This is a genomic window from Lysinibacillus sp. LZ02 (assembly GCF_050613145.1).
Lineage (GTDB): Bacteria > Bacillota > Bacilli > Bacillales_A > Planococcaceae > Lysinibacillus_B.
Window position 1 is genome coordinate 2,610,877 of sequence record NZ_CP192507.1, and the last position, 12,057, is coordinate 2,622,933.

The following is a 12,057-nucleotide window of genomic DNA, read 5'->3' on the forward strand; positions in this document are numbered from 1 at the left end:
TTCGCTTATAATTGAAAATGATTATCAATTATATCAATATTTCTGCTGAGACGAAAGAGTTATTTTTTTATAACTAAAGAGCAGACACTTCTACTACCTATCGTTTCGTTCTTGTCACATCGACTTACTTTATCTTATATAATTTAGCCCTTGGCATTGGACGGTTTATTTTAGGTTATGTAGAGCCTTATACGACATACAGAACAATTTTCTTCACGCTGGTACCTGTTATTTTAATTTGTTTGCCGCTGTATTATGTCTTACATGGCAAGCAGGAAGCCGCACGAATGAAACGCTTAAAGTGACAAAAAACTAGTAAACTATTGCAAGTTTACTAGTTTCTACTTTATTGAGCGACTTGACGAAAATAACGATAAATTTGATGGAGCTTTTTCTCTTGTCCTCCCTTTTTACTTTCCATATTACCGAATTCAAAAAATTTCACTTTTTTTATGCCGACAAAATTAAAAACAGCCTTTTTCATTAACGCTTTATGGCTATTATTTAATAAGAACAGCGGGTAATGTACAGGTCCCTTCATCGTTGAAATACACACAACCGATTTCCCTTTTAACAACCCTTCAGTAAACCATCCTCCTTTATCTCGATAAGCAAAATTTGCCGCAAATAATTGATCAATATAGCCTAGTAACATCGCAGGCGGTCTCCCCCACCAAATCGGATAAATAAAAACAATTTTATCTGCCCACATAAATTGCTTTCTATACTTTTCAAACTTTGGATCGGTGTGCATATCTCGTCGACGCTTTTCCTCATTAAATTCAAGAATCGGATCGAAGCCGTCCTCGTATAAATCTAACAGTTGAATGTCTTGAATAAGTGGATTTTCATGACTCCCTTTTAAAACGCTTTGTAAAAAAGCATAGTTTAAACTGTGATGATTCGGATGTGTGTAAACGATTAACGTTTTCATATAACATACTCCTTTACTTATCATTTGATAACTAAATAATACCCCCTCTTTTTTTAGTTGTCAAATGATAATTGTTTTATGATAACAAATTTGCTATGTTGTAAATAAAGGAGAGACTGCTCTATGGATCAAACAAAGCTTTTTCAACAATTTGTTGCTTTTTCAGCTGCGGTACATCAAGTAACACATGACATAAAAAAACAGGCAAAGCCACAGCATATTACCCCTGTCCAATACAACATTCTTGAATACATTTATGTAAGCCCACCTGTAACGCCAAGTGACATTAGTGATTGCCTGCATATGTCACTACCGAACACAAGTCGTGAATTAAAAAAATTACAGGATAAACAACTAATCGAAAAGCACACAGCGACAGACGATAGACGAAAGCAGACTGTTCATCTAACAGAAGAAGGAAACAAGGTGATGAAAACAACATTCGACCAAATTGAAATGTTTTTCCAACAAAAAATACAAAATGCCTCTCAAGAAGAATTGAGAAGCATCGAGCAAGCACTACAGCTTTTGCAAAAGAAATTATTTTACTAAAACCAGTGCCAGGTACCTATGTTACCCTCTCATTGTATCTGGCATGCTTTAACCCATCAGCTGTATCAAAACTTATATACGATTTCCCCTATAATCCATTCACCACTGTAAAATCAACGTTAAACTACAGCAATTCTTTTCTGTAAATACAATGCGAATACCATCTGGCGTATATTTGGCCTCAAATTGGAGCGTAATACCTACTGATTTAATTAATTGGTCAACAGCTGCTTGATTAGAACGTTGCGCCTCATTCATGAGTTCATGTGCAAACTGCTCTGATTTGGCGATTTTATCGAGTAGCAATTGAACCTGTTGGACGATGTTCTGCATTTGTTTCACCGATGTTTCTAATTTTTGAATATTCACAGGAGGGAAAGGGCTACGGTTGGGTTCGTTTGTCGGCATGGCTATTTGTCTTTGAGATGGCGTAGCAACATGTTGCGCCATCAGCCATACAGGGTAATGAGGCGGATATACATAATACGGATAAGAATTGTAATACAACAAAACTCCTCCTAGCTAATCGCTAATATTTTTATAGTATGAATGGTTGCAGTGATGCGTGTAAGGACAAAATCAGGTTTTGCGTTGATTAAAAGGATAATAATGGATATAATAAGAACAAATATTCTCTTTTTAAAATAAATGGAGGTGCTTTTTTTTGCAAAAAGAAGGCTTAAAACAGCGTGCCCAATCATTGGTGCCATTACGAAACGATTTTCAGCTTGTAATAGAAGAATATAACGAGGTCGCTATGTTTTCTTGGATTAATGAGCCAAAAGATGAAGGGATCAGCGTACAGCTGGATTCATTCGGTAACTTAACTCGTTTATCCATTGATATAAACAATGATTGCCCGGATGTATCGTCACTCACAATAGACGAAAAAAAAGCTCGAGCAAAACACTTTTTGTTAAGTCATTATCCTGACGCATTCAACGATTTAACCTTCTATCAAACGAAGCAGCTTTCTTGTGCAGATCGTTTTTACTATGAACAACTTGTATTCGATTTGCCTTTACCAAGAGCAGGGTGCTTTATCGATGTTGATTCTTCCGGGGATATTATTACATTTACATATGATGGTGTGAAACCCATTCCTGAAATACCAACAACGTTAATTTCTAAAGAAGCACTCCAAGAACATGTACGAAATCATCTAGATGTACAACTCACGATTGCTAATTTGTATAAGAGTGTTCATAATGTACCGGAAGACGGACTCCGACTTGTGTACGAAATAAATTCCTTTCATCAATATAAAGCTGACACGTTGCAGCCAACATTAACGATTGGGCATGAAAAGCACGAGCCTGAAAATTATGTGCCGGTACCTCCTTTTTCGTTTACAAATGTTGATAAACAATTATCTACCGAAGAGATCATTGGCATTACAGATAATATGGAAATACTTCGAGAAGTTAATTGGGGCGGTGAAATAGGTATTGTGTGGCGAGATAAAGATTGGGAGATGAAGAAAGAGGATCACTCAATGAATGGCTTTTTCATGAAACGTTCAGAGGATACGGTGAAAGCCTTCATTTCAAAAGAAACCGGTAAAGTGCGAAGTTTTATGTGGTTTCTTGAAAGACAAGGGGATCTTCAGCTAAATCACGAAGAGTGCTTTCAAAAGGCTATACAATTTTTACAAATCATAGCGCCAGATGTATATCCGTATTTACAACAAGTTGTTCGAGATCATGAGGAAGACGATAATTCAATGAAAGAATCATTTGTATTTTATCTGCACAATCGATATGGCATCACTATACATGAACTAGTAGTCATTGCTGTCAACCGCACAACCGGACTGATTGATCATTACAGTGGACCGCGCATTCCTATAGAGCACCTGCGCGAGCTACCAACCGAACCGGCTATCTCAGTACACGACGCACAAAAAATTGTATGTAATCATATGGATTTTGAATTAGCATGGAAAAAAGATTACGATAGCGAAACAGATGCCTATTTTCTTACTTATCAACTATGTGACCAGCATACGAGAAATTCGATTCGGCACATAGATGCGATGACTGGCGCCGTGATTACGGATAAATAGGTGCTTTATGAAGTTTTTTACATGAAAGACTTGATTCAGTTCAAAATCGATGAATCAAGTCTTTCACATCAGGTACTTACCTTACTTTACAAACAAAAGTGGTTGCTAGTTTTTCACACATTGACTTTGTAATTTAAGGACAACTCATCTCCAGGTAATCCCCTTATTCCCCAGTTGTGTTGGGGCGTTTCAAAAATTGTTATTTCAACGTCTTGAGGAGATAGTTTTAATTCGCTATTTAAACGTTCAAATAGCAGATTAATTAATTGCTTTTTAGCTTCTACTGTTCGCCCTTCAAACACGCTAATTTCGATGATTGTATAGGCTTCCGTTCGCCCACTTGCAAAATAAAAATTCTCTTTCTCCATAGGAAAAAAACGATGGAATTTCTTATCAGCAGGCAATACCAAAGCTTCCACCATGCAGGAATGAATAATATCTGATAGTGTTTCTCTAATGGGAATTAATCGATTTTTTACCCCATAAATTTTAATTTGTCCCACTTACATCTCCCCCTTCTCAGCTCAATTTAAAATTTATGCATTCAGTTTTATTTTTAACATGGTATTGGCATTTTTCATAAATTCATATGAAACGTTTACTTCTTCCACTACATAGCCTTTATCCATTAAATCAGCCATTAGCTGCTCTAAATACGGGTATCTTTTCCCTTCTAAATCGACAAGCGGAAAAATGCGAACTTCTTCTTTTGTCACCCTTAACAATTCATTTAATGTCTGTATATGAAACTGATGATCTAATCTATCCGCATACATAAATAGAAAGTGTGCGGAAAGAAGTATATCAAATTCTTTATCTTGAAACGGTAAGCTAGGTAACGTGACGGGAATATAATGTTTACTTGATTCCCTCATATGATTCGTACAATCTTTTAAAGCATGTACACGATGTTTTTTAAGCGCCTCTATACCATCAAAGTAGCGCCAAATATAATTATTTTTTACTTTCCCCATACCTTCCATTGCATGTTCAATATCTCGAAGCCCTTTACTTTCTAACTGTTCTACTGGATGATCATAAGCGATATCACATGCTGTAATATCTAAACCTAATTTGTTACCAACAGCTGTAAAAGAGCAAGCCCCTGCTGGACAATCGAGTATGCTCTTTCCTTCCAATTCTTTCATTGAAAGAGAAAACATATCCATATACTCTTCAAAGGTTCTCCCAATAAACACAATCCGTTCTAAATCTAACTTCGCTCTCTGCTCAACTCTACTCATCTAAACTCACCTCTTACACTAAGAATCAACTATATATTAGCATAGAAAAAACAAAAATTAACATATATTAACATTATATTGAAGGTCTTTTTCTTACTTCCTGATTTGAAGGTTCCACTGAAATTAGGAAAATTGCAACCATGACTAACAACATCCCTAAAAAATGTATGTACATTAATTTTTCCTTTAAAATTAAAAATGAAAGAATTAGTGAACTGACTGGTAGCACACTTGTTAGTACGCCTGTTGAACTCGCTGATACTGTTTTTAATCCTTCATACATTAAAAGAAAAGCAATTACGGTTACAACGATTCCAAAATATAAAATATTCACCCAATCCCCTAAACTAATATGTGAAAAGTTGAATTCTTTTGCTTCATAAATCGCAAAGGGTAAAAACAGAATGAAACCCAAAACACTCACCATTGTTGATATAGTAAGAGGACTTACTCGATTAGATGATAACTTTCCAAATATAATAAATAACGCTTCCCCCAACACAGCGCCCAATATTAAAAGATTTCCACCTAAGGAACTCATTTGCTCGGAATCACTGCTCAATACATTAATAGATAAAACCCCTAACATCGCACAAAATATTCCTACACTCTTTTTCTTCGTCAATTTTTCATTTAACAAGAACAAAGAAAGTATCCCTATGACTGCTGGAAGAGTACTTGTAATGACTCCCGCTTCAATAGCAGATGTATATTTCAATCCGTAAAGCATGAAAATATTAAATAAAAATACACCCCTTATTGCTTGACTGCATAAAACTAAGAACTCTTTTTTAGTCAAAGATGGAATGCCCTCTTTAAAAATTAACAATGGAATAAGAATGATTGCTGCAATGAGGAACCTTAATACGCATGCGATAAATATAGGGATATCCTGCACGATTAATTTCCCTACAACGACTGAACTGCCCACAATACACATAGCCACTAGTATTTTTAAATAGCCCGTATTCACTTCATCCCCCCAACTAGTAATCTCAAACAAAATATTTTATTGTAAGGTTAACACCAATAATTGGTTTGAAGTAGTACCAATTACAACCTATTTTTAAAACCACTTTTTTCTAAAAAGTTTACATAATGATTGGGATTGAGCTGGATAGGCCTTCAAAGATGTCATTAATACAATGAAATTTTATTAGGAGAAAGTTCAAGAAGGAGATAGACTTCCCTTCAATAAAGAACTGGCCGAATCCTTAAATGCTTCTCGAAGTATCATCCTTGAAGTGTATGAACAATGAATTGCTTAAAAACAAAACAAGAGGCTAGAACATTTGTGGAATCAACGGTATTATTAGGTACTTAGACAATCGAAACAAATCTTCTGAATATATCTTATTCGCTACTAAAGCATTGCAAGAAAAAATACTGTTATTCCTTTGTTTGAAAAGTAACTACTAAAACCAAAATCTAAAAGAATAGCAATCTTATTATTCCTACAATTATTACGATAATAAAAAAATAGATAAACCCTTTCATTGTCCAACCTGTCGTTGCATTTTTTTCTGAACCACTCTGCATATAATCATCTCTATTATTTCTACCTCTCATATTCAGCGCCTCCTCTACAGTTTCCACATTAGAGCCATGTTCAACTAACACACCAAATTCTCATTGTACTAAACTGACCTTTTAGTGAAATAAGGTATGCTATTTACATTATCTTAAAACTATATCGCGCTTTAATCACCTAGTATTTAACAAAAATACACATTTTTATTTAGTTCACAGAGAAAACCTTTTAAAAAGAGATCACAAAAAAAGCCGATTGATACCAAAATTGTTGGTACAAATCGACTTTTCACTTTACTAGCATCCTATTAAGTTAAGAACACCGATTGTTATTCCTTTAATCTTTCTTGAGCGGGCAATTGCCACAGTATGGATTTTCATCTTCTTTCTTGACTTGATAATAACGACAGCAAGTCTTTCTTGTTGGCATCTGACTCCATTCTTGCCCTTTTTGAAGATACATTCGCAACGGATTGCCTGTTCTCCCCAACCAATGTGCTTCAAGACAAGTCAGTTCTTTAAATTGCTGTTCTAACTCAAAATTCGAATACAATTTTCCCTGTTTACGCAAAACAGCTTGTAAACGAACGGCTATATTTTCCCAAAGTATATTTTGAGGTACTTTACATTCTTTTGCAACTAGCTCTACAAGGGGCGTTAAATGCTCAGCAAAAAGCCGCTCTTTCCAGTCTTCTGCCCATTCTTTCTGTACATCTTCTTCAATGAGAAGTTTAAATGTTTTTGGCTCAAACCGAGCAGTTGTCCACCAATCTTTCGTTTCCTTTTGGAGTCCAAAATAATCGAGCGAGGCAGCTGCTGCAAGTACGGCATACCGTTTTATAAATAAAGAACCCGCTATCGCTAACGACTCTGTACCGAGAGATGTCGCATATTGTTGCACTACTGGCATTAGTATGTCTTTATTAAGTATGTGAACTAAAGGAATGCCTTCATCAGAGCTACGCTTTTCTATACCGTATAGCTCTAAATTCATTTGACATACCGCCCTTTTCCTTTAGGAATACATAAAGGTGTACCGAAAAATGGATCTTCTTCTATCATTGCTTCCATATTAAAAATTTCTTGTACCATCTCAGCCGTAACAATTTGCTCAGGAGGTCCTTGTACAGCGACCGTTCGGTTATGGATAGCTACTAAGTGATCGGCATAGCGGCAAGCAAGATTTAAATCATGCAACACCATCACAATTGTTCGACGATGCTGTCTATTCAAATCAAATAAAAAATCGAGTAATTCGATTTGATGTGTCATATCTAAATAAGTCGTTGGCTCATCTAATAGCAAAATCGGCGTTTGTTGCGCGAGTGTCATCGCAATCCACGCTCTTTGTCGCTGTCCACCTGATAAAGCGTCTACTGGCTTATCCTTAAAAGAAAGTAGTTGCGTAGCTGCTAACGCTTGTTCCACTAAGTGCTCATCCTCCTCAGACCATTGTTGAAACCACCGTTGATGTGGGTAGCGGCCTTGCTTGACGAGTTGCTGTACCGTAATACCTTCTGGTGCAACAGGTCCTTGTGGAAGAATGGCTAGTTTTTTGGCAATTTCTTTTGTTGAAATCGACTGTACTCGTTGTTCATCCAGTAGTACTTCTCCTGATGTAGGTTTTAAAAGTCGGGCTAACGATCGTAATAATGTAGATTTTCCACTGCCATTCGCACCAACAAGCACCGTAATTTTTTCAAGTGGCATTTCAAAGCTTAAATCATCAATAATATGCTGATCGCCATAATTTAACGTTAAATTTTTTGTTTGTAATCCGCTCATTTACACCTCTCCTAACGATTTCGATTGTGGAATAGTAAATAGATGAAAAATGGTGCACCAATAGCGGCCGTAAATACACCTGCTGGAATATCTAAAGGTAAAAACATTGTGCGAGCAATTAAATCTGCAACTAATACTAATGCAGCACCAATCAGCGCAGTTATAGGCACAAGACCTACAAAAGACCTCCCTACAAGACGTCTAGCAATATGAGGGGCCATTAATCCAACAAATTCAATCCCCCCTGCATAGGCAGCAGCAGTTCCAGCTAAAATCACGCTACACATTAAAAATATAAATCTCTGAACTTGTACACGAATGCCGATACTAATCGATACATCATCACCGAGTTCTGTCACATTTAAGCTTCTACCGAAAATCAACAAAATCGGTAACGGTAAGAGCAACCATAAAAACATGGAAGACACGTCACTCCAGCTAGCTGCATATAAGCTACCAGTCAACCACACATACGCTTTTGACGTAATAAAAGTATTACTAAATACGAGCATGAATGTCACACCCGCTTTTAAAATAGCTGAAATCCCGATGCCAATTAGTACGAGACGAATCGGTGTGACGCCCTTATTCCAAGAAATCACATAAATTAAAATAGCTGTACATAGCCCTCCGGCAATTGCAGCAAACGGAAGAAAAGCCATGCTCATTACACCTGTTCCTAACGCAATAAATAAAACAGCACCAAAGGAAGCACCGCTCGTAATCCCGATAATATCAGGCGAAGCAAGGGGGTTTCGCACTAAGCTTTGTAAAATAAGCCCCGCTACACCTAGAGCTGAACCAACAAGAAGTGCTAATAGAGCACGTGGTAGACGCAATGTTTCGATGACAAAAGTATGCTCATCCATTTGACCAAATAGTTGAAGCAATACTTCAGATAAAGGAATCCATGTACTACCTGCTGATAAACTGAATAAAAAAATAGTAAGTACAGTTATAAAACAAATCGATAGGACAAGCAGCCATTGCTTCGTTACTTGAAATGAGATATTTCCTTTAAATAAACGAAATGTCCAAGCTTTCATTGTTTAGACACCCCTTTTCTGGCTAAGTAAATAAAGAAAGGACCACCAATAAATGCGGTCATTACACCAATCGGTACTTCCTGTGGAATAATTAAAAATCTCGCTGTAATATCGGCGGCTAATAATAAGGATGAGCCAAGCAATGCCGCAAAAGGAATCGTCCATCGATAATCATTGCCTACTAAACCCTTTGCTATATGAGGAACAATAAGTCCAACGAATCCAATGGAGCCCACGATTGCTACAGAACCACCAGCTAATACAATAATTAATAATCCCATGAAAACTTTTAACATTCCGACATTTTGACCAAGACTTTTTGCTACATCGTCTCCTGAACTAAAAATATTCATGGCTTTTCCGATGAATAAACTTAAAGTAAGAGCTATTAATAATATTGGTAATACAGATAAAAGCATCTCCATATCTCTTCCTGCAACAGAGCCAGCAAGCCAAAATAAGACCGTTTGAAAGGACTGCTCATCAATCACTAATAAGCCTTGTGTAAAGGAGATAAATAAGGCCGATAATGCTGTACCCGCTAAAATGACTTTAATTGGTGTGAGACCGCCTCTCCCGAAGCTACTTAAGAAAAATACGGCTACCCCTGCAATACCAGCACCGAGAAAAGCAAACCACATATAGTGTGTTAACGATTGAATATTAAACCAAGTAATGGCTACGACAATAAAAAAAATAGCGCCTGCGTTTACGCCAAGTAAGTCTGGCGCGGCTAGAGGATTTCTTGTTAATGTTTGAATTAAAATGCCCGCAATGGCCAAGTTCATACCGATGATTAAGGCAATGACAGCTCTTGTTAGCCTACTCGTTGCAATAATTAAATGCTCTGTATTGTTCGGGTCATAATCCGTCATTACATCCCACGCCGTTTTAAATGAAATAGAAGTTTGCCCCATAGCTAAGCTACAATAAAACAAAGCAACCACTACCCCTAAAAGTCCTATTAGACCTACAGTTTTAGAAAATGATGTTTGTAACATAATAGATCCTCTTCTTCTATAGAAAAAGAGGAATACTAAATGATTCCCCTTTTCCTCTATTTTCTATTTACTGTTCAATTTTAAAGTGTGAGTAAATATCATCTAACATTAAGTGTGCAGCTTGTAAACCGCCTGCCATGTTCCAAGCTACTTCATCCACTGTGTATACTTGGTTGTTTTTCACTGCGTCTAAGTTTTGGTATAACGGATGTGCTGTCCATTCCTCATGTGTCTTTTTGACAGCTTCATTATCCTCCATGAATTGGAAAATAACATCTGCATTCATTTGTGGAATACCTTCTTTATCTGTCAGCTTAACAATTTCTAAATTTTCACCTTGTAAATCTTTAGGTCCGTTAAAGTCAAGCTCCGTCAAAATTGATCCAGCAAAACCAGTCACATAAATTCGTGCATGATCTTCACGGTAATTAAGAACGGCCGTGCTAAGTGGCCAATTTTCAGTTGAAGCGATTTTTTCTTTAAAGTCAGCTACACGAGCTTCCCAATCAGCAATTAAAGAATCAGCTTTTTCTTCTTCTCCTAAAGCTTGACCAATTAACGTTGTTGTTTCTTTAAAATCATAGATTGTTGTATTGACAATTGTTGGAGCAATTTGAGATAGTTGCTCATAAATTTCTTCATGGCGAATTTGAGTAGCAATAATTAAATCTGGTTTTAATGCCGCAATCTCTTCAAGGTTCGGCTGCGTTTCTTGCCCTACAAATGGCACATCTTTCAGTTCTTCTTTTATGTACTCATACATTGGTACTTGTACCCATGATTCCACCACACCAACTGGCTTCACATCAAACTCTAAAATTGTATCTGTGGCGCCTTGATAAAGCGTAACGACACGTTGAGGTTTCCCTTCAATTGTTGTTGTACCAAGAGCATGTGTTACTTCACGTGTTGTTGATTCTTCTGAAGCTTCCTCTGTGCTTGTATCATTCGAAGCTTCATCTTTAGTCGTTTCTCCACACGCCGCAAGCACCATTACAGTTGCCAAAAGCATGAAGAAAAACAGTGAAAATTTGTTTTTCATTGTTTGTAGACCCCTTCTCTTTATAATGAAAATGATTATCATTAACAATTAAGAGTTTATTATATATAACTACTGAATGCAATCCCTAATTGAAATTTATTTTCAATTAGGCTACACGTAATCCTCGTCTACCTAGAATCATTTTTCTAAAATAGAGTAAACATCATTATTTTCCTAAAGAATTTATAAACATTAAGCTATTATCAAAAAGATGGAGAGTACAAAGATGTTATTGAGGCTATGTAATAAATGTATTTTCAACTAATAATCCATATCAATAACGATAAAAATCTGCTCCCCCTATTTTGTAGGAAAAGCAGATTTTCATTTATAACATATGCTTATTAATTGGAATAGAAAGGAGTCTTATTTTTGAATAGCCCAAGTTGTATATAATTTTTCATACAACTCGACCTTTCAATCTAAAATACAGCGCTATATAAATACCTATACAAATACAGGAAAACCATTCCAAAGGCAAATCTGTGATAAAATTCAACCCAAATAACGGCATGATAAATACAACATAAAGGGCATATTGAACACTAAAAATCATATCTAACAACATATTCTCCGTTAAAACTGTTTCAAAACTAATTAAAAGTGCTACTAACAAGCTGCTAATGGCACCCATTACACAAAAATTACGTACCCATTTTTTGTTCATCATTATAACGACACTAATATATATACATGTTGTTACGAAGCCCATAAAGGTCGGTTCTATATCTGGATATTTAAGCCCTGACCAAAAATTTAAACAAAGTGTTAACGATAAGGTAACAATGAATATAATTACTTGAACCATAAATACCTCCAAAATAACCTAATAGTGTAATTTTACACCATCAGGTTATT

The 12,057-nt window shown here is 36.2% G+C and carries 14 protein-coding genes; 2 read left to right on the forward strand and 12 right to left on the reverse strand.

The window, feature by feature from the left end; translation table 11 throughout:
- Positions 1–346 precede the first annotated feature (346 nt).
- Positions 347–934 carry an NAD(P)H-dependent oxidoreductase gene (locus ACQQ2I_RS12805; RefSeq protein ID WP_431027184.1) on the reverse strand — a complete coding sequence of 196 codons (588 nt, stop codon included), beginning with the start codon at positions 932–934 and terminating at the stop codon, positions 347–349.
- A 123-nt stretch (positions 935–1,057) separates the two neighbouring features.
- On the opposite strand from ACQQ2I_RS12805, the gene ACQQ2I_RS12810 reads away from it, so the two are divergent.
- On the forward strand, positions 1,058–1,486 hold the full coding sequence (locus ACQQ2I_RS12810; RefSeq protein WP_431027185.1) for a MarR family winged helix-turn-helix transcriptional regulator: 429 nt from the start codon (positions 1,058–1,060) through the stop codon (positions 1,484–1,486).
- Positions 1,487–1,585: 99 nt separating this feature from the next.
- Here the strand turns inward: ACQQ2I_RS12810 and ACQQ2I_RS12815 are convergent, their stop codons facing one another.
- Complete coding sequence (locus ACQQ2I_RS12815; RefSeq protein WP_431027186.1) at positions 1,586–1,993, reverse strand: hypothetical protein; 408 nt, start codon at positions 1,991–1,993, stop codon at positions 1,586–1,588.
- A gap of 157 nt (positions 1,994–2,150) precedes the next feature.
- Between ACQQ2I_RS12815 and ACQQ2I_RS12820 the strand changes: the two genes are divergently transcribed.
- A complete protein-coding gene (locus ACQQ2I_RS12820) occupies positions 2,151–3,551 on the forward strand; it encodes a YcdB/YcdC domain-containing protein (RefSeq protein WP_431027187.1) in 1,401 nt (466 codons plus the stop codon).
- Between the two features lie 113 nt (positions 3,552–3,664).
- Here ACQQ2I_RS12820 and ACQQ2I_RS12825 read toward each other — a convergent pair whose 3' ends face one another.
- From ACQQ2I_RS12825 to ACQQ2I_RS12870, 10 genes are all read right to left on the reverse strand, one after another.
- Positions 3,665–4,054, reverse strand: coding sequence for a tautomerase family protein (locus ACQQ2I_RS12825; RefSeq protein WP_431027188.1), 390 nt, complete (start codon positions 4,052–4,054; stop codon positions 3,665–3,667).
- Between the two features lie 33 nt (positions 4,055–4,087).
- Positions 4,088–4,795 (reverse strand): SAM-dependent methyltransferase, encoded by a 708-nt coding sequence (locus ACQQ2I_RS12830; RefSeq protein ID WP_431027189.1) that lies wholly within the window; start codon positions 4,793–4,795, stop codon positions 4,088–4,090.
- Positions 4,796–4,868: 73 nt separating this feature from the next.
- Positions 4,869–5,768 carry a DMT family transporter gene (locus tag ACQQ2I_RS12835; protein WP_431027191.1) on the reverse strand — a complete coding sequence of 300 codons (900 nt, stop codon included), beginning with the start codon at positions 5,766–5,768 and terminating at the stop codon, positions 4,869–4,871.
- A 455-nt stretch (positions 5,769–6,223) separates the two neighbouring features.
- Positions 6,224–6,364, reverse strand: a complete 141-nt coding sequence (locus tag ACQQ2I_RS12840; RefSeq protein ID WP_431027192.1) for a hypothetical protein — start codon at positions 6,362–6,364, stop codon at positions 6,224–6,226.
- 298 nt (positions 6,365–6,662) lie between these two features.
- The gene (locus tag ACQQ2I_RS12845; RefSeq protein ID WP_431027193.1) at positions 6,663–7,319 is read right to left on the reverse strand and encodes an IucA/IucC family C-terminal-domain containing protein; all 657 of its coding nucleotides are present in this window, start codon (positions 7,317–7,319) and stop codon (positions 6,663–6,665) included.
- Entirely contained in the window at positions 7,316–8,110 is a 795-nt protein-coding gene (locus tag ACQQ2I_RS12850) for an ABC transporter ATP-binding protein (RefSeq protein WP_431027194.1), read from the reverse strand. The genes ACQQ2I_RS12845 and ACQQ2I_RS12850 overlap by 4 nt, the downstream gene beginning before the upstream one ends.
- 11 nt (positions 8,111–8,121) lie before the next feature.
- Positions 8,122–9,156: a FecCD family ABC transporter permease gene (locus ACQQ2I_RS12855; protein ID WP_431027195.1), complete on the reverse strand. Its 1,035-nt coding sequence runs from the start codon at positions 9,154–9,156 to the stop codon at positions 8,122–8,124.
- Positions 9,153–10,157, reverse strand: a complete 1,005-nt coding sequence (locus ACQQ2I_RS12860) for a FecCD family ABC transporter permease (protein ID WP_431027196.1) — start codon at positions 10,155–10,157, stop codon at positions 9,153–9,155. The genes ACQQ2I_RS12855 and ACQQ2I_RS12860 overlap by 4 nt, the downstream gene beginning before the upstream one ends.
- Positions 10,158–10,224: 67 nt before the next feature.
- Positions 10,225–11,199 carry an ABC transporter substrate-binding protein gene (locus ACQQ2I_RS12865; protein WP_431027197.1) on the reverse strand — a complete coding sequence of 325 codons (975 nt, stop codon included), beginning with the start codon at positions 11,197–11,199 and terminating at the stop codon, positions 10,225–10,227.
- A gap of 400 nt (positions 11,200–11,599) precedes the next feature.
- On the reverse strand, positions 11,600–12,007 hold the full coding sequence (locus ACQQ2I_RS12870; protein WP_431027198.1) for a hypothetical protein: 408 nt from the start codon (positions 12,005–12,007) through the stop codon (positions 11,600–11,602).
- Between the last annotated feature and the right edge of the window lie 50 nt (positions 12,008–12,057).

Excerpts from the sequence above, each read along its gene's own strand:
- ACQQ2I_RS12840 (WP_431027192.1), bottom strand. The coding sequence starts at position 6,364 with ATGAGAGGTAGAAATAATAGAGATGATTATATGCAGAGTGGTTCAGAA.
- ACQQ2I_RS12850 (WP_431027194.1), bottom strand. The coding sequence starts at position 8,110 with ATGAGCGGATTACAAACAAAAAATTTAACGTTAAATTATGGCGATCAG.
- ACQQ2I_RS12870 (WP_431027198.1), bottom strand. The coding sequence starts at position 12,007 with ATGGTTCAAGTAATTATATTCATTGTTACCTTATCGTTAACACTTTGT.
- ACQQ2I_RS12845 (WP_431027193.1), bottom strand. The coding sequence starts at position 7,319 with ATGAATTTAGAGCTATACGGTATAGAAAAGCGTAGCTCTGATGAAGGC.
- ACQQ2I_RS12830 (WP_431027189.1), bottom strand. The coding sequence starts at position 4,795 with ATGAGTAGAGTTGAGCAGAGAGCGAAGTTAGATTTAGAACGGATTGTG.
- ACQQ2I_RS12860 (WP_431027196.1), bottom strand. The coding sequence starts at position 10,157 with ATGTTACAAACATCATTTTCTAAAACTGTAGGTCTAATAGGACTTTTA.
- ACQQ2I_RS12855 (WP_431027195.1), bottom strand. The coding sequence starts at position 9,156 with ATGAAAGCTTGGACATTTCGTTTATTTAAAGGAAATATCTCATTTCAA.
- ACQQ2I_RS12810 (WP_431027185.1), top strand. The coding sequence starts at position 1,058 with ATGGATCAAACAAAGCTTTTTCAACAATTTGTTGCTTTTTCAGCTGCG.
- ACQQ2I_RS12805 (WP_431027184.1), bottom strand. The coding sequence starts at position 934 with ATGAAAACGTTAATCGTTTACACACATCCGAATCATCACAGTTTAAAC.
- ACQQ2I_RS12865 (WP_431027197.1), bottom strand. The coding sequence starts at position 11,199 with ATGAAAAACAAATTTTCACTGTTTTTCTTCATGCTTTTGGCAACTGTA.